Here is an 18,124-nt window from a genome sequence, read left to right on the forward strand (position 1 = left end):
AAAATTCATGCTTTCATGTTCAACTCCTCTATGTGTAGCATGACTTTCTCCCATTCGCCGCTGAGTTTTTCTAACTGCTGAGAAGTTTGCTTAAACTTTTCATTGGTACTGGCTAATTTTTTCCCATCGTTAAAAATCTCAGGCTTAGTCATATCCAACTCTAAATTTTTCTTTTCTTCTTCTAATGCACTGATTTGATTCTCAATATCTTCTAATTGCTTTTGCACCTTCTTTAGTTCTTTTTTTACCTCATCTGAGGTGTTGTTATTAGCCGCCCCATTTTTACTTGTACTATTATTCTGCTGGGTTTTCACTTGGGTTTCAGGCTTGTTATCTTTGGGAGAGTTGATGATATTTTTTTGACGTTGGCTATCCCAATACTTGAACTCCTCATAAGTCCCTAAATATTCTTTCAACTCTTGATTTTCAATCCACCAAATTTTATTGGCTATTTGAGAAACAAAGTGCCTATCGTGAGAAACTACCACAAAAGAGCCTTCGTACTGCTGTAAGGCTTGGACTAAGATATTGACAGATTGCATATCCAAGTGGTTGGTAGGTTCATCTAAGAGCAAGAAATTGGAGGCAGAAATCAAGGTCAAAGCCAAAGCCACACGCGACTTTTCTCCACCTGAAAGCACCTTGATTTTTTTGAAAACATCTTCACCAGTGAAAAGAAAGCAACCTAAGATAGTCCTTAACTCTGTCTCTGTACGTTGCGTACCAGATTCTTTGAGTTCATCTATAATTGTATTTTCTAAATTCAAGACTTCTAACTGATGCTGAGCGTACATAGCAATTTTTACATTGTAGCCAAGTTTGCTTTCTCCCTCAAATTGCTCTGTCCCGTTAATAATCCGAAGGAGAGTAGATTTTCCTCTGCCGTTTGCTCCTATCAAAGCAATTTTGTCCCCTCTCTCGATGACCAAATCCGTGTTTTTCAATAAGTGCAAATCTCCGTAAGACTTTGATAGGTTTTTGACTTCAAATAATCTGCGCCCCGGTTGTTGGTCAAAAGTAAAGCGAAAATGCACGGTAGCGTTCTCATCTTCCACCGCCTCAATTAATTCCATTTTCTCTAAGGCTTTTACTCTTGATTGCGCCTGAGTCGCCTTAGATGCTTTTGCCTTGAAACGCTCTATGAAACGCTCCATTTGGCGGATTTGCTGTTGCTGATTTTCATAGGCATTTTGCTGAATTTCTCTCCGCAAAGCTCTCTCTTCTAAGTAAAAAGAATAGTTCCCTGCATAGACATTTAGCTTGCCTTGCGAAACCTCGACAGTAGTTTTTGCTACATTGTCTAAAAACTCCCTATCGTGGGAAACTACAATATATGCTCCCTCATAGGTTTGCAAATACTCTTCAATCCACTGAATAGAGGGCAGGTCTAAGTGGTTAGTAGGCTCGTCAAGCATGAGCAAAGAGGGCTTCATCAGGAGCAACTTAGCCAGCATTACGCGCATACGCCACCCTCCCGAAAACTCCCTCAAAGGTCTCTGCAAATCTTTGGTCGCAAAACCCAAACCTTCTAAAATAGCTTCTGCCTCTGACTGAATTGTGTACCCTCCCAAATGCTCAAACTCCTCTTGCAACTTGCCTAATTTTTCTATGAGTTTGTCATCATAGTTTGTTTCTATCTGATGTAAAATACTATCTATTTGATGCTGTAACTCATTTTGGCGAGCAAAAGCCTCCATTGCCACCGAGAGAATGCTATCCCCTGTATCATAAGAAAGCAAGTCTTGGTTCAAGAAGCCTATCGTACAATCGTTGGCTTTGGAAATACTACCCGCATCGGGTTGGTACTCACCCATGATTAGTCGCAAAAGTGTAGATTTGCCTGTGCCGTTCGCCCCAATCAGCCCTATTTTGTCTTTGGGCTTAATGTGCAAGGAAGCCTCTTCGTACATCACTCGGCTACCAAAATAAAACGAGATGTTATTTATCGCAATCATGCCGCAAAGGTAAGGCAAAAATCCATATTTTTAAAAAAAGATAAAATGAAAGTATTGAGTATTTGACAAATTGATTGTCCAAAGCCTTTAACTTTTTTTTGCTTGACAAAAGTGCTTTTTGTATTATATTTGAGGTTGATTTGGTAAAAGACAAGAAAGATGATGAAAATACTTTTGTATGTATGCGTGCTATTGTGGGCAGAAGCCGACTTTGATATTGGGAAAATAGCTAAAATTAATCGGTTAAAAGAGGAGGCTGAGGCAGCCTACAAAAGCGGACAGTATAATGTAGCGATTAATCGATACAAGCAGTTGGTAGATATGGGGGTAAATGATGAGCCTGTACTGCTCAATCTCGCTCATGCTTATTTTATGAACAAGGACACCACAGCTATCAATGCTTATAGCAAATTGATGCTTTCTAAGGATAATCATATCAAATCAGTAGCTTATCAGCAAATGGGCGTCATCAAAGCTAATGGGAAAAAATACGAAGAAGCCCTGAAATTTTTTAAGGAATCTTTGAAAGCCGAACCCAACAACGAAGAAGCAAGGCATAACTACGAACTGACCAAGAAACTCTTAGAAGAACAAAGAAAGCAACAACAGCAAGACAAACAAAACCAGCAGAATAAGGATAAACAACAGCAGGACAAAGAGCAACAACAAAAGCAACAGCAACCAAAAGAACAACAGCAAAAGAAAGAGCAAGACGAAAAAGGCGAGCAGAAAGACAAGGGCGATAAGCAGGAAAAAGACGGAAAAGATGACAAAGCTGATGGGAAAAAAGAGCAAGGGGAAAAAGATGACGAGAGCGACAAAAAAGGCAAAGAAGAAGAAAAAGAAGCAATGGAAAGACGCGCTCAACGCTTGCAACAAATGAACCTCACAGAGGAGCAAGCCAAAATGATTTTAGAAGCTATGAAAAATAACGAAGTGCAATACCTTCAGCAGAATAAGAAAAAGCCAACGAAAAAAACAAATAAAAACAAACCTGACTGGTAATGGGAAAAATCCCGCGCCTGCTACTTTTTGTGCTGTTTTCTAATATTGTTTATGCCCAAAATGACGTTTTATTCAAAGAAGTACACATTATTTTTTATGAATTAGGTAAGATTCCTTGTTCGAAAGGCATTCGTTATGAAAATGGAAAATATTATTACTTGCGATGCGAATATGGGACTGAGGCACAAGTAAAGAAAGCAGGCAGAGCCAAAATAGACATTACTACCAATCTTGAAGTAGTCAATTTGATTAGAAAAATGAATATGAGTGATTTGGAGTGGCTATGTGGAGTAGGAGAGTTTCACAAGAAAAAACATCGCTGTAACAGTAATACCAAAAAAGAGTTTTCTATTACCCTCAAAGAAAGAAATAAAAATAAAACAATTAGGTACGAATTTCCCCTTGTATTGAACTGCGAAGGCAAGAGTCCTTTCCAATTAGTAGATAAACTAAATTTGATTTTTAGCAGATTAGCCAAAGAGTTTCCTTGAAGAAAGGCAATGATTTGCCCAAAATCGTTGCAATATTAATATTAATATGCTAATTCCTATTGATTTATTGAAAAAAAATTTGTAATTTTGCACCGTATTTGAAATTTCCACAAATAAATCCATATAAAGAATATGTCAAAGTACAAGATTCTCTATGTTTCCAGTGAAATAGACCCTTTCCTGAAAACAACATACGTGTCTGACTATGTGCGCAAACTGCCACAAGCAATGCAAGAAAAAGGTATGGAAATCAGAATATTAGTGCCGAGATTTGGACTAATCAATGAGCGGAAAAACCGACTGCATGAAGTAGTTAGACTTTCAGGAATCAATATTACCGTAGGAGATGAAGAGAAACCCTTGATTATTAAAGTAGCTTCCATTCCCAATGCCAAACTCCAAGTATATTTCATAGACAACGAAGATTATTTTCACCGCAAATCTGTATTTACCGACAAAGACAACAAATTTTACGAAGACAATGATGAGCGTGCTATTTTCTTCTGCAAAGGAGTGATAGAAACTATCAAAAAATTGGGCTGGTCGCCTGACATAGTTCACTGCAACGATTGGATGACAAGTTTGATTCCTATGTATTTGAAAACTACTTATAAGAATGACCCTGTTTTCAAAGATGCAAAGACTGTATTTACTTATTTTGATAATGACTTTAATTATAAGTTTGACCAAAGTTTACTTTGGAAAGCTAAAATGCTCGATATAGACGATGAGGCACTCTCTCCTTTGCAAACCGCAGATTACAGCGGATTTATCAATATTGGAGCAGCTTATGCAGATACCGTGATTAAGATAAATAATGGCAATAGTAGTCGCTCTGATGATGTACTTCCTGCAACGGGGCATACCAAATTTGCGTCATTAGAAGATGATGATTCTGATGAGTTTTCTGAAAGGCATTATCACATCTATAATGAATTAGTTAGCTGTTAGTTGTGATTATTTCGCTTCTAACTTAACACAGATTAACACAGATTTCTTGTCAAATCTTCTTTTAAAAAAGAAATTTGTACGCAATATACCAATAGATTGAAAATTCTAATGATTAGAAATATGACCACATCAGGATTATTGCTTGCAGTAATCCTGATTTTATTTGCTTGTGATGACCCTATAAAATTAGGACTTGACTTACAAAGAGAAGACCAGCGTATTAGTGCCTTTTTTACAGATACATTTACGATAGAGTCCAGTGTCAAATTATTTGATACTATCAATACTACTATCAATGATGCTTCTGGGAGAGCCATCGTAGGCTCATTGAACGATAAAAACTTTGGAAAAATTACTTCTTCCGTCTTTGGTAGTTTTCTCGTTCCTACCAATGGTCTTAGCTTCACAGATGCCCAGAATCCGACAGTATTAGCTGATTCCGCCACTATTGCCCTTTATTTGTTCATAAGTAGCAGTTATGGAGATACCTCCAAAGCAGTAACTATCAATGTACATCAGATAACTGAAGCCCTCTCCTCCAAAAAGTTTAACTATCATAGCAGAGATAAATTTCCAATAGCAAGATTATTAGGAAGTACTCAAACCAAAGTAAAGGCAGGAACTACCATAGAAATCAAGTTAGCCCAAAGTTTTGCAAAAGAAATTATTGGTAAAAATGATACAGATGCTTTAAAAACCCAAGAAGGCTTTGAGCAATTTTTTAAAGGACTACGTATTTCTATGGAAGGCTCAGCAAATCTCATTTTTGCCTTTGACCCCAATGACCGCAATAATTCTACTCGTATGACGATTACCTTTAAAAATAATACCTCTGATGCCTCTGCCAAAGTACGCAATTTATTTTTCTCTGGATTAAATGGAGTAGGTATTATCTTCAGCAGTATGCAGTATGATTTTTCGCAAACTCCACACTTAAAAAATTTGAGAGTAAACGCTCCTGTGCCTACTTCTCTCTTGGATAATCAATGTTACGTCATGGGAGGCATAGGTATAGCTACGCTTATCAAGTTCCCTTCTTTGTATGGATTTAGTAAAGATAAAAATATCATTGTCAATAGAGCGGAGTTAGTCATAGAGCCTTCGCAACAAAATTTTCAAAACCTTCTTACCAATCAGACGCTTCCCAATCTTAGGTTCATAGTAGCTAACAAAGCGGGTTTGTTTGATACCTATCCCAATACAACTATTCCGCGTTTCTTGCTTTTTGAAACTGCCAGTAGCTTCAGTTCACAAAGCATTTTAACTATGCCTTATATCAGTAACGGCAGGTCGTATCAGCCTGTGATTATCACCTCTTATGTGCAGGCTTTGATGAACAAAACTATCGAAGATACAGGGCTATTTATTATTCCAGAACGCTTGCTTTCTTCTATTGATTATGCAAGTTTTGGAGATAGCAAAGCTCCTAATAAGATGAAATTGCTGGTGTATTACACCGTAATTACAAGGTAAAAAATAAGGGTTTCATCCTCTTTTTATCGGTTAAATAGCACCTTTACAATTTTATCAAAAATGGCTGTATTGGGGTAAATTCCCGCAAAATTCTCTGCTCCACAACCGTATGCAAATACAGGAATCATTACTGCTGTATGTTGCTTGGTGGTAAATTTACCTTCAAAAGTCCCTTTCTCGAAATTACCATCATTAATTGTTAGACCTCCTGTTTCGTGGTCAGCAGTAATGACAACCAAAGTATTCCCATCTTTTTCTGCAAAATCTAAGGCTATACCTATTGCTTGGTCAAAATCGACCATTTCTTTGGCAATGTACTCGGCATCGTTGAAGTGTCCGCCCCAATCTATTTGTGAGCCTTCTACTACCAAAAAGAAACCTTCTTCATTCTGATTAAGTATTTGAATGGCGGTTTGCGTGCCTTGGCTGAGTTGGTTATCTCTGCCGTCTTTGATACTTTTAGGATGTTCCTCAGCAGTGAAAGCTACCAATTTACCTTTGGAATATTGAGTAAAATCATCATTCAAATCTGCAATTTGATATTTTTGTTCTTTTAATTGTGTTAATAAATTTTTTCCGTCTTTTCTATTGGTGAAACGCTTTTTCCCTCCACCAATTGCCACGTCTATATTGCTTTTCAAAAAATCCAGCGCAATTTCCTCTTCCATTTCTCGATAAGGCTGATGTGCATAAAAAGCGGCTAATGTAGCCTCAGTAATGGCACAGGAGGCAACCAATCCTGTGGCAAGGTTGTATTTTTCAGCAATTTCTATCAAAGTAGCAAGTGGTTGCTTTAAAGTATCTACGCCTATTGCTTTGTTGTAAGTTTTTTGCCCTGTGGAAAAAGCGGTTGCTCCTGCTGCTGAATCAGTAATGAAGCCTGAAACAGGGGCTGGTTGGGACAGATGAAATCCAAATTGCTGACAACGCATCAGATTCAGTTGCCCATGATTAGCCGTCAATCCTGCAAATATTTGAGCTGTTCCCATGCCATCTCCTATCATTAGGATTACTTTAGTCGGTTTTTTATTCAAAAAGGCACTTAAAGCAGAGAGTCTATCTGTATTGATGAAATCTACGCCTGCCTTGAGCAATGTATTCCAAACATTGGCTTGGTCGGGGATTGCCCAAAACCTTAATTTTTTGCCTTCTAAATGCACTTTATCTGCTAAGTTTTTAATTTTTTGCCATTCACTTGCAGGTATTTCGCCTTTTCCATTCCAATTACAAACAGCCGAGAACCTATCGCTAATCACAGGCATAAAATTGTAAGAATAATCCTTGCCTAAGTCCTCTGGTCTGCCGTCAATACCTGCATATCTAAGTGCTTCATTTCTAATTTCCTCAAAAGGGCGATTTCCTGAAATAAAAATTTTAAAATAAGGATTGTTAAGCAATTCAGGAAATTGTTTGAGCTGCTCCTTCAGCACCTGATAAGTACGAGAAGCCTCAGTTTTAATATCAATCATTAGCAAGAATGTCCCATTCCAATCAGGATAAATACGCCCTTGATTTTTCTTTAAGATTTGCTGTAAGGGCTTGAGATATAAATCTTTAAGTAGAGAGGCACTACTTTTAGGTCTATCGTGAGAAACATACAATTCTCCATTGACCAAATGAATATCCGCTTCTATGTTAGTAAAGCCTTGTTGTAGTGCATCGAACAAAGGACGCTCATGCTCGTAGTCGTTGTGGGCAAAGGCATTAGGAAGTGGTATTTGTGATTGGGCTGTTTGATAGGTCAGAAAGAGAAAAAAACAACACAAAAAAATACACATAGACCTACGCACTAACCTGAACGGATAGCAATAAAAGTATAATAGGGTATTATTTTTCACTGTTTTAATTGGATTTATAGTACAAAAATATGATAGTGGAACGTTGTATTACAACATTTTACTATCATATTTTCACAAAAACTTAGTACCCAGGATTCTGCACCAAATAATTAGGAATATTGGATGCTCCGTCTATGGCAGTTTGTGGAATCGGGAAAATGCGTTTGTTTTTGTCTGAGTTTGTTTTCTCAGTCCATCTGTCTTCGTATTTCCCAAAGCGAATCATATCTGTACGGCGTACCATTTCCCAATACAATTCAAAGCCTCTTTCTCTGTAAAGCAATTCCAAAGACATAGTATTCAGCGGAGGCGGAGGAGTTGTTAAGCTACGAGAGGCTCTTAATGTATTTACATCGGTCAAAGCCCCAGCCGCATCATTACTTTTTCTCAACTTAGCTTCTGCTCTCATCAAATAAATATCTGCTAAGCGGAGAATGATGATGTCTGCATCTCCCAAATTTCTACCTGAGGAGGATTTTCTGCTAAACTCGTATTTTAGCACTCTATAGCCTGTGTTGTAGTTGCTACCGGCTACTGTAAAGTCTATCTGTTCGGTAAAATCCACAGGCAGCGTAGGTCTATTACGCGTGTCATGAAAAAGTCTGCCTACTTTGAAACTACCATTACCACATCTAACAAAAACGCCATTTCTGCGAATCAGTCCGTATTGTTGCCCTCTAAGAATACCACGATTCATGTTGAAATTGGCTTCTGATACGCAAGAGTCTGCAGGATTAGAGTAGATAGAGAGATTTTGTCTGTAAAATCTTGGGTCGACAGTAGGGTCTTGGGGAGCATAGGCATTTACCCAAGTTCGGTAATAGTCTGGCGTAATACCCGGTCCGTCTGTGCCATTTGCGGCTGGGAAGGCGGGAAGTGGGAATTGGTCGCCAGAGAGCGAAAAATACGCCATACGGTTGTGTCCGTTTAATTCAGCACGTTGGTCGACTGCGAAGATTAACTCCTTATTATCATGGTTATCAGAGTTAAAAATGGCGAAATAATCTCTTGAAAGTTGGTATTGACCTGAGTTAATGATTTTATCACAGTATTCTATCACCTTGTCCATGTCTTCTGTTTTAAAGTCAAAGCTGTTTCCATAGACATTGCGATAAACGGCGGCGTTGAGGTGAAGTCTTGCCAACAAGCCCCAAACTGCTCCTTTGGTCATTCTACCAGGTCCCACATTGGTCAGTAAATCTCCCTCAGCAGCTAATAGTTCATTTTTAATATAGTTTACAGCCTCTTCACCTCTGATGATTTTAGAAGTTTCGCCCAAATTTTCTTTTACAAAGCTCAATCCGAACATATCCAATAAAAGTAGATTGTAGTAAGCTTTCATTGCTTTTGCCTCTGCCAAATAAACTTTTGACTGCTCATCTTTGCTTGTTTTCAATACATCTATTGCTGTAACTGCTCTTGATATACTTTGCAAAATTAAATTCCAAGTATTTCTAATGTTAGGGTCAGTACTGGTGTAGGTATGCGTGTGCATAGCAATATAAATCCCGTTATCTCCCCAATCTGTACCCCCTCTGTAAGGTAAAATTGCCTCATCAGTAGAAATTTCTTGCAAGGCAAAATAGTTGGTATGCAGGAAAATATTAGGTAAAAGTGCATAAACAGGCGCAATGATGCCATCAGCGATTTGACGCTCTGTTAGCCCTGTGGCAGAGGTTTCGTCTAAAATAGTTTCATTCAGTTTAGTACAAGCATTAGTTGTAAGTAAGATGCTTGCTATCAATAATGTATATAGTGTTTTTTTCATTTTTTTAGGATTTTAGAAAATTACATTTAGTCCAAAGATGAAAGATTTTGCCTTAGGATAAGCCAAGTAGTCTATCCCATAAGAAAGCACTCCATTAATGGTTCTGTCGATGTTTACTTCTGGGTCATAACCATTGTATTTGGTAATGACAAAAAGGTTTTGACCTGTCAAAGACAATCTAATGCGAGAGACCCACCTATCCAAACTAATGATTTTAGGATTTAAGTCATAGCCAAGTATTAGGTTGTTGAGCCTTAAAAATGAGCCATCTTTCAAATAGCGAGAGGAAACAGGTGCAGCATTACTGACCGATTCGTTGGGGAAGGCTATAGCCTCAGCTGTAGTATTAATACCTCTTGACAAATTGAGCTTATAGAAAATAGCGTTGGCAGTATTGTCGTATATCTTATTGCCAGATACACCATTCAAGTTAGCGGTCAAATCCAATACCTTATAGGCAAGATTTAGATTAAAGTTATACTGCATAGTAGGCAAGGCACTTCCCAAGGCAACCCTATCTTTGTCTGTAATGATTCCATCACCGTCCAAATCTCTGAAAGTACTTAGTCCCTTTTCATCAAAGCCCGTAAACTCCCTCATAAAAAATGTACCTATAGGTTGGTTATTGATATAACCATTGATAGTAGCCGAAGTAAGTCCGGAGCCAGAGGCAGAACCCGAAGGAATCACTGAATAAGGTGAATTTTTGACCACATTACTGATAAAAGTAGCATTTCCACCGATTTCATAGCTAAAACCGCTTTCACTTTTGCGTTTGTAAGTCAATTCTACTTCCAAGCCTCTATTGGTGATGGTCATGTCTTTTACGTTTGTCCAAAACGTTCCCGCAGGCTGAACAGGGTCAGCAGGGATAACTTCTAACAAAATATTATTGGAAACTTTGTTGAAAAAGTCTAAAGTACCGCTCAAAGCACCTCCTAAAAATGCAAAGTCAAGTCCAATGTCTGTTTGCGTAGAAACTTCCCACTGAATATCAGGGTTTGCCAAGCGAGAGTAAGATGTACCAGCAGGATAGTTGGAGGTATTGTCCAAGGGATAGCTTGTCGTAGCAGAAACCTGAGAAGTAAATAGAGCTTGTGTAATTTTCGCAGGAATTTCCTGATTCCCTGTTTGTCCCCAGCCTGCTCTTAGTTTGAGGTCTGTGAGGAAGGAATTTTTCAGGAAATTCTCTTCTGAAATTCTCCAACCTGCAGAAATAGAAGGGAATATACCGTATTTATTGTTTGCTCCAAATTTAGAAGAACCGTCTGCCCTTACCGTAGCAGTAAGCAAATACTTATCTTTGAACTGATAGTTTACTCTGGAAAAGAAAGATTGCAGTTCATTGATAAGTGCATAGCCTGTGGGTTTATTATTTGCCAAAGTGAGTTCCTGCCCAAGTCCAGGGTTATAAATAGGCTCTATGTCTGTAATAGGAAATCTATTGACGCTGTAGGTTCTTCCTTGCACAAAAATTCTTTGGTAAGAATGACCTGCCAAAGCCACTAAGTTGTGGTCAGTATTTGACCAAGAATAGGTCAAGTAGTTCTCAATCAGTCTGTTTCTATTGTAGGTATTCCTGGTTTCCAAACGTCCATCTTGGCGAGGGACAGCATTAGCCAACGATTGCAAATCTCTGGCAGAATTAGAATTATCTATACCAAAATTGAGTTTATAGACCAAACCTTTAACGAGAGTAAGCGAAGGTGAGATATTGCCGATGATTCTATTGATAGTCGTTTGGTCTTTTTCCAAACGCAAGGTAGTGAGTGGATTCGTGCCACTGACAAACTGGAAAGGTTGCCCATCAGAACCATAAGCAGGATAAGTCGGGTTGCCAGAGAGTGCGCCACCTACCAAACTCCCAATGGGAGGTCTTACATTACTTGTACTTGTCGCATTGAGGTTTAAGTCTATGCTTAACTTCCCTTCCCATAGCTTCTGGCTTACATTAATCCTTCCTGTGTAAATATCCAACTGGCTGTTTTTCAATATACCTTCTTGCTTTTGCATACCTACCGAAGCATAGTAAGAAAGGTTATTAGCTCCACCATTGAGTGAAACGTTGTAGTTTTGTGTAATAGCAGTTCTGCTAATTTCTTTTTGCCAATCAGTATTCGCTCCCAAGTCTTCTAATCTGCCTCCAATATTGCGAACCTCTTGGCGGTATTGGTCAGCAGAAAATACCTCGATAGGACGAGCCATGTTAGAAATACCTACATTAGAAGAGAAGTTTACCGAAGAGAAGCCTGCTTTTCCTTTTTTAGTGGTAATCAATACGACCCCGTTTGCCCCTCTCGCCCCATAAATAGCAGTGGCAGAGGCATCTTTGAGTACATCTATGGATTCAATGTCTTGTGGGTTCAAGAAGGTCAAAGGATTGATAGCTCCCCCTGTACTGGAGTTGTCTAAGGCAAAACCATCTAATACAAACAAAGGTGTACTTCCTGTACGAACGCCTCCAGGTCCTCTAATTGTAATATTTTGCGTGCTACCAGGCTCCCCACTTGCAGAAACCACGTTTACCCCAGAAACTTTCCCTTGTAGCATTTGCTCAGGTGAGGTAATAATTCCTCTGTTAAAATCAGTTTCTTTGATAGACTTTGCTGCGCCAGTCATGTCTTTCTTGGTCGTACTGCCATAGCCAACTACTACTACCTGAGCCAATTCCGCTACTGAAGGCTTCAATGCCACATTAATCTCACGCTTGCTCTCTACTACTATCTCTTGTTTTTCGTAGCCAATAAAGCTAAAGACTAAAATTGCTTTTTCATCAGGTACTCTTAGTGAGTAGTTGCCGTTAGCATCTGTGGTAGTACCCGTGTTAGTGCCTTTAATTACCACTGCACAGCCGAGCAGAGGCTCGTTGGTACTGGCATCAAAAACACGCCCTGAGACATTAAAGTCCCTGCGTTTTACTTCCCCTGCTTGGGTATCAAAACTCCAAACAAGCAGAAACATCATCATAAAGGTTGTTAGAAACAAACCTCTTTTCTTTGGAAAAAGTAAGTTTTTTTGCATTTTGAAATTTGTTAGTTTAAAAAAGTAAACACCTACAAATTAACTTGGTAGGTAAGTCAAATAAAAGCCACTCATGCACAATTCATAATTAAATAAAGCATGCCTTTCTATAACTTTTGATTAATTAATATTTATTTAAAATTGCAGTAATGAATAGAAACATCTGAGACGTTTTTTTCCAGAAAAATACCTTATATTTGAAGGGATAATCAAAATAGAAGGTACACTCTGCTTTTTAGCACCAATTTATCACAGAACAATATAGACGGCTAATGAAGTATCAAAACGTAAGAGAAGGTGAGATAAAGAACAAAGTAGCACAAGACTACTTTTGGATTTATGACTGTACAAAAGAAATTGGGAACATAGATTTTTGTGTAGGTATGCACCAAAGTCAAAAAGGATTAGCTGAACAAGAATCTTTACTTTGGGCAGAGGCAAAAAAAGGCTCGTCAGACATTTATAAATCTATTGTTCAACTCATCTTGACTATTGGAAAGGCAAGAACTTTTGACAAATACTTACCTCCCACTTTTTTAGGTGCTTTTGATGCTGAGAAAATTGCTTTTATTCCTTACAATGACATTCAAGAGATTTTTTACCTCAATGACTTCAACTGGAATGTTACACCTTCAAATTACGACACCAAAGAGTTTAAACTCATACATGAAAAGGTGAAAACAGTCATTGACAATCAAGCACTACTCTTTAATTTCCTCAAAGACGACCAAGAAATTAAAAAGTTTATTAAGAACAATTTTACGGTCAGTAAATTTGGCTTGACCAAGACCAAAATTGATAAAAACAATTTCATTTCAGTATTTAACAAATGGCTTCAAATAGTCAAACCCACTATCATTATGAATTGGGAAATGGCAAAGCAAAAAAGTATCATAGAAGCCGATTTTTATCTTGCAGACTTGATTTCATCAGAAAATCAAACGCTTAAAGAAAAATTATTTGTCATACTCAAAAAGGATATTTATGAGTTAGATAAAAGGCTCAACGATATGGGTATGTTTGATATTATTTATACCAAGTTCAAAGATAATCAAGTAGCCCATACGCAGTTTTGGAACAGATACGAACGGCCTCCCAAAGAAGAATATTGGGATTACATAGTAGAACGCAGAGATTTACTTGTACCGCAAGACGTAAGAGAACGCAAGGGGAGTTTTTTCACTCCTCAAATCTGGGTAGAACTTTCTCAAAAATACCTTGCTGATGTCTTGGGGGTGGATTGGCAGGATGAGTATTATATTTGGGACTGCGCCGCAGGAACAGGCAATCTGCTTGCAGGACTCACAAATAAGTATCATATTTGGGCATCTACGCTTGACAAACAAGACGTAGAGGTGATGAAAGACCGTATCCAAAATGGGGCAAATCTTCTTCAAGACAACGTTTTCCAATTTGACTTCCTCAATGATGAGTTTGCCCCAAAATCCAAAGGCGGGAAAATGCCCGATAACTTGTACAATATTATTTCTCACCCTGAAAAAAGAAAAAAGTTAGTTATTTACATCAATCCGCCCTATGCCGAAGCTGGTTCTACAAAACAAAGAGCAGGAACGGGCAAAAACAAAAGGAAACTTACCGTTGAAAATAAGGTGTATCAGCGATACAAAGAGCTAATTAGCAAAGCATCAAATGAGCTTTTTGCACAATTTTTAATTAGAATTTCCCAAGAAATTCCTAACTGTAAGATTGGCAATTTTTCAAAAATAAAAATCCTTCAATCAGCAAATTTCTCGCAGTTCAGAGAGGTTTTTCGCTTTAAACTGAAAAAGATTTTTCTTGTCCCATCCCATACCTTTGACAATGTAAGCGGAAAGTTTCCTATCGGATTTTTTGTGTGGGACGGTATGTACTCGGAGGAGTTTCAAGAAATAGAAGCCGATGTATTTGATACATTTGGTAAGAAAATTGGCGTTAAATCGGTATTTAGCCTCAACCGCTTTATCCCACTAAGTTCTTTTGGAAAAGAAGAACCCAATGGAAACGGAAATACTGAGTATATCGGGCATTTTGCGGCAAGAGGAAATGATTTTCAAAATCAGAACGCTGTTTTTATTGATAATATAACCAAGCAGTGGAAAGGTGGCGGCGTACATATTTTAATATCATCAAAAAACTTGCATAAAGTAGCCATATCTTTTGCTGTTCGGCATTGCATAGAAGCTACTTGGCTCAACGACCGCGACCAATTTTTGCACCCCAACGATGGTTGGCAGAAAGATATAGAGTTTCAGAACGATTGCTTGGCTTTTACTTTGTTTCACAGTCAAAATCGCATTTCAAGCAAAGAGGGAACTAACCACTGGATACCCTTCACCGAACAGGAGGTAAATGCCAGAGCGATGTTTGAAAGCAACTTTATGAGCAAGTATATCAAAGGGAAATTGAAACCTAACGGCAATGGAACTTTATTAGAGCCTGAAAAAATAAGGACAACCCCCTTAGACTTTTCACCAGAAGCTACATCGGTTTTTAATGCAGGTCTTGAGCTGTGGAAATACTACCATAGACAAGAAAACTGTGATGTAAATGCTTCCCTTTACGATATTAGAGTGTATTTTCAAGGCAGAAATGAAGCAGGGAAAATGAACAATAAAAGTGCTGATGAGACCTACCATCAGTTCATGGCTGACTTGCGGAAGGCATTGAAACTTTTAGCTCAAAAAATTGAACCCAAAGTTTATGAATATGCCTTTTTGAAACAATGAAAAATAAGTAATTCAACAATTCTGAATATTCTTATTTTCTGCCTCCTATCTACATCTTGACTTTTGAGGGTAAGACCGCATAATGGTTATTATGCACTCACTTTTCTTTTTTCTTTTGGATTTTTCTAAACTGATAGGTCAATCCGATATGATGTGAAGGTAGTAGCTGAGGGTGCGTACTAAGTGTATAGAGAAATCCAAAGGCATAGTAAGTAAATTCTACCCCATAGCTACTGATAAAGGGTTGGGTACTAATCCCTGTGCGAATAGTCAGAGGAGGTAGTATTTTGTATGCTAAACCTGCTTTGAATGTTTGTGGAAAATCTATGTCTTTTTCTGTTTCTATGTTGAGCATGAGTTTTTCTGTTGGGCGATAAGAAACCCCTGCTTTCATTACTACGGGCAGTCTTTCATCTTGGAAATCTGCTACTCTTGCTTGGTTAAAGTTGTAGATATGCGCTCCCAGCCAAAGGGAAGAAGTTAGCTGCATTACTCCCCCAAACTCTAAGATTATCCTGCGTCTTGTCCCAAGTCCCTCTATAGCCATTTGGAAGTAGTTGGCTCTCAGCCCTATGCTTACATTGCCCAGTTTGTGGCTTAGCCCAAGCGAAAAGTTAGTTTCCCTATACTGCTCGCTACCAAACTGTGAGATAGTAAGTCCGTTGGCTATTCCCCACTTATTTATACCTACTATGCCCGCAGAAACTGTATTGAAGCCTATCATGCCAAAGCGATTGTCAAAAGAAGTCATCGCAAAGGTTTTATCTATCCATGCCAGCCCCCCTATGTTATTGAATATTGACCAGTAATCGTTGAGTGTAACTGCGGCATTGGCTAAACCTGTAGCACTGCCTATGCCTAAAGTACGAACTTGTGCGTGAGCAAAGCCGTAGATTAGCCATAAACCAATAATAAGAGAAGAAACTTTCATACCACTTATAAACAGGTTTTGTGGTTACTTAATGTTCTATACCTTCCTACCAGTTTCCCTTCATCAAAGTATCTTTTCTGTCTGGACTATAAGAAACTAAGGTAATCGGTACATGAAGTTGGCTTTCAATAAACTGAATGTAGTTATGCAAAGCCTCTGGCAAGCGGTCAAAATCCTGAAGATTTTTAAGTTTACATTTCCAACCTTTGAGTGTTTGGTAAACAGGTTTGACAGGGGTTTGTGCAAAATCATAAGGGACTTCCGTGGTAAGTTCTCCATTAGGAAGTTCGTAATGTGTGCAAACCTTAATTTCCTCAAAGCTATTCAATACATCGGTCTTCATCATAAAGAGCTGCGTAACCCCATTGAGCATGACCGCATAACGCAAAGCAGGAATATCCAACCAGCCACAGCGGCGAGGTCTGCCCGTAGTTGCTCCAAACTCTGCCCCTAACTGCCTGATTATCTCGCCTACTCGGTCATGAAGCTCAGTTGGGAAGGGTCCACTGCCTACTCTGGTGCAGTACGCCTTAAAAATACCAAAAACTTCTCCTACGCGACGCGGAGAAACGCCCAGACCAGTGCAAGCCCCTGCTACTGTGGTATTGGAACTCGTTACAAAAGGATAAGAGCCAAAATCTATGTCTAAAAGCGAACCTTGCGCTCCTTCCGCAAGCACTTTTTTTCCTTTGCTTATCTCTTCATTGATGAGGTATTCACTATTGCAAGTCTGATAATTTTTAACAAATTCCACTGCTTCAAAGAAATCCAGTTCCAACTCCTTTAAATTATCACAAGGATAATGAAGATAGTGAAGAATATCCAAATGACGCTTTTTGGCTTCATTGTATTTGTCTGCAAAATGAACATCAAACAAATCGCCGACTCTGATTCCTTCCCTACGCATTTTGTCTGTATAGGCAGGGCTGATACCTCTCAGCGTAGAGCCTATTTTTTTATCTCCTTTTAAGGTTTCATAAGCCGCATCAAGCAAGCGATGAGTAGGTAAAATCAAATGTGCCTTTTTGGAGATAAATAAAGAGTTTTTGGGAAAAACATTGACGTTTTCTAAGGCAAGTAGCTCTCTTTTCAAAGTAACTAAGTCTAACACTACACCATTCCCAATGATATTTTTGATTGTTGGGTGAAAAATACCTGAAGGAATCTGATGAAGTACGTGTTTAATACCATCAAAGTTGAGAGTATGCCCCGCATTAGGTCCCCCTTGAAAACGCGCAACCACCTCATATTTTGGTGCTAAAAAATCTACAATCTTGCCCTTGCCTTCATCTCCCCATTGCAAACCAAGTAATATATCCATATTCAAATGAAAAATTAATCACATAAAAGTTTATGGAGTCTATTTAGTCATTAAACAGCAACTCCAAACTCACAAATTACGCAACTATTTAGGTACTTTCAAAAATTGAGGAAAAATTTAATTTTGTTCAGTAGAAGTATTGTGAAATAAAAATGGCTTTCAAAAAACCCTAATACTAAAGTTCCTTTCTCTGATGGGAGGTTCTTCTGACTTTTTAGCGTAGAAGTAAATTTAAAAAAGCACCGTAGGAGCGAAATACATTACCATCTCGAGGTTTTGGGGTATGGTATCACTTATTTTCTATCAATACCCCATGCCCGAAGGCATTTATTTTATTTATGGCTATGGATTATTATAAAAATTAATATTTGAAAAAGCAAAAAATATTGTCATCTTATATGCAAGGGAAAGTTTCAAAGGAGAGCAATTAATTCTTTCGTAGAGCATAAAAATATATTCTCTTAAATAAATGAAAATAAATAAGATAGAAAAAAATGGAACATGAGGGATTCGAACCCACGACCCCCGCCCTGTCAAGGCGATGCTCTAAACCAACTGAGCTAATGTTCCGTTTTGACTGAAAGGATAGCAAAATTAATAAACAACTTGCAAACTTCCAAAACTTTCTAAGCTAAAACCAGCTA

At 38.3% G+C, this 18,124-nt stretch carries 11 protein-coding genes and 1 tRNA gene; 5 read left to right on the plus strand and 7 right to left on the minus strand.

What is annotated here, in order from left to right; all coding sequences use genetic code 11:
• Positions 1-5: 5 nt before the first annotated feature.
• Positions 6-1,955 carry an ABC-F family ATP-binding cassette domain-containing protein gene (locus BM141_RS17340; protein WP_091548734.1) on the minus strand — a complete coding sequence of 650 codons (1,950 nt, stop codon included), beginning with the start codon at positions 1,953-1,955 and terminating at the stop codon, positions 6-8.
• Positions 1,956-2,114: 159 nt separating this feature from the next.
• Here BM141_RS17340 and BM141_RS17345 point away from each other — a divergent pair, with 159 nt between their 5' ends.
• The 4 genes from BM141_RS17345 to BM141_RS17360 all read left to right on the plus strand — a co-directional run bounded on the left by BM141_RS17345 (position 2,115) and on the right by BM141_RS17360 (position 5,875).
• Entirely contained in the window at positions 2,115-2,960 is an 846-nt protein-coding gene (locus BM141_RS17345; protein WP_143090973.1) for a hypothetical protein, read from the plus strand.
• Positions 2,960-3,451: a hypothetical protein gene (locus BM141_RS17350; RefSeq protein ID WP_091548736.1), complete on the plus strand. Its 492-nt coding sequence runs from the start codon at positions 2,960-2,962 to the stop codon at positions 3,449-3,451. Before BM141_RS17345 ends, BM141_RS17350 begins: the two co-directional genes overlap by 1 nt.
• A gap of 132 nt (positions 3,452-3,583) precedes the next feature.
• Positions 3,584-4,402 (plus strand): glycogen/starch synthase, encoded by an 819-nt coding sequence (locus BM141_RS17355; protein WP_091548737.1) that lies wholly within the window; start codon positions 3,584-3,586, stop codon positions 4,400-4,402.
• Positions 4,403-4,522: 120 nt separating this feature from the next.
• Positions 4,523-5,875, plus strand: coding sequence for a DUF4270 family protein (locus BM141_RS17360; RefSeq protein ID WP_177217434.1), 1,353 nt, complete (start codon positions 4,523-4,525; stop codon positions 5,873-5,875).
• Positions 5,876-5,898: 23 nt separating this feature from the next.
• On the opposite strand, the gene BM141_RS17365 is transcribed toward BM141_RS17360, so the two are convergent.
• From BM141_RS17365 to BM141_RS17375, 3 genes are all read right to left on the minus strand, one after another.
• On the minus strand, positions 5,899-7,713 hold the full coding sequence (locus BM141_RS17365; protein WP_143090974.1) for an alkaline phosphatase: 1,815 nt from the start codon (positions 7,711-7,713) through the stop codon (positions 5,899-5,901).
• Between the two features lie 82 nt (positions 7,714-7,795).
• Positions 7,796-9,481, minus strand: coding sequence for a RagB/SusD family nutrient uptake outer membrane protein (locus BM141_RS17370; RefSeq protein ID WP_091548740.1), 1,686 nt, complete (start codon positions 9,479-9,481; stop codon positions 7,796-7,798).
• Positions 9,482-9,493: 12 nt separating this feature from the next.
• Positions 9,494-12,442, minus strand: a complete 2,949-nt coding sequence (locus BM141_RS17375) for a SusC/RagA family TonB-linked outer membrane protein (RefSeq protein WP_091548756.1) — start codon at positions 12,440-12,442, stop codon at positions 9,494-9,496.
• Between the two features lie 332 nt (positions 12,443-12,774).
• Here BM141_RS17375 and BM141_RS17380 point away from each other — a divergent pair, with 332 nt between their 5' ends.
• Positions 12,775-15,228, plus strand: coding sequence for a hypothetical protein (locus BM141_RS17380; RefSeq protein WP_091548741.1), 2,454 nt, complete (start codon positions 12,775-12,777; stop codon positions 15,226-15,228).
• Positions 15,229-15,325: 97 nt separating this feature from the next.
• Here the strand turns inward: BM141_RS17380 and BM141_RS17385 are convergent, their stop codons facing one another.
• The 3 genes from BM141_RS17385 to BM141_RS17395 all read right to left on the minus strand — a co-directional run bounded on the left by BM141_RS17385 (position 15,326) and on the right by BM141_RS17395 (position 18,050).
• Positions 15,326-16,159, minus strand: a complete 834-nt coding sequence (locus tag BM141_RS17385; protein ID WP_091548742.1) for a hypothetical protein — start codon at positions 16,157-16,159, stop codon at positions 15,326-15,328.
• Positions 16,160-16,205: 46 nt separating this feature from the next.
• On the minus strand, positions 16,206-17,486 hold the full coding sequence (locus BM141_RS17390; RefSeq protein ID WP_091548743.1) for an adenylosuccinate synthase: 1,281 nt from the start codon (positions 17,484-17,486) through the stop codon (positions 16,206-16,208).
• Positions 17,487-17,975: 489 nt separating this feature from the next.
• Positions 17,976-18,050: transfer RNA gene (locus BM141_RS17395), tRNA-Val, on the minus strand.
• Between the last annotated feature and the right edge of the window lie 74 nt (positions 18,051-18,124).

This window comes from Thermoflexibacter ruber (assembly GCF_900113045.1).
Lineage (GTDB): Bacteria > Bacteroidota > Bacteroidia > Cytophagales > Thermoflexibacteraceae > Thermoflexibacter > Thermoflexibacter ruber.

Bases quoted from the DNA above. Each gene is read 5' to 3' on its own strand.
- BM141_RS17385 (WP_091548742.1), bottom strand. From the start codon at position 16,159: ATGAAAGTTTCTTCTCTTATTATTGGTTTATGGCTAATCTACGGCTTT.
- BM141_RS17355 (WP_091548737.1), top strand. From the start codon at position 3,584: ATGTCAAAGTACAAGATTCTCTATGTTTCCAGTGAAATAGACCCTTTC.
- BM141_RS17380 (WP_091548741.1), top strand. From the start codon at position 12,775: ATGAAGTATCAAAACGTAAGAGAAGGTGAGATAAAGAACAAAGTAGCA.
- BM141_RS17350 (WP_091548736.1), top strand. From the start codon at position 2,960: ATGGGAAAAATCCCGCGCCTGCTACTTTTTGTGCTGTTTTCTAATATT.
- BM141_RS17370 (WP_091548740.1), bottom strand. From the start codon at position 9,481: ATGAAAAAAACACTATATACATTATTGATAGCAAGCATCTTACTTACA.
- BM141_RS17340 (WP_091548734.1), bottom strand. From the start codon at position 1,955: ATGATTGCGATAAATAACATCTCGTTTTATTTTGGTAGCCGAGTGATG.
- BM141_RS17360 (WP_177217434.1), top strand. From the start codon at position 4,523: ATGACCACATCAGGATTATTGCTTGCAGTAATCCTGATTTTATTTGCT.
- BM141_RS17375 (WP_091548756.1), bottom strand. From the start codon at position 12,442: ATGTTTCTGCTTGTTTGGAGTTTTGATACCCAAGCAGGGGAAGTAAAA.
- BM141_RS17345 (WP_143090973.1), top strand. From the start codon at position 2,115: ATGATGAAAATACTTTTGTATGTATGCGTGCTATTGTGGGCAGAAGCC.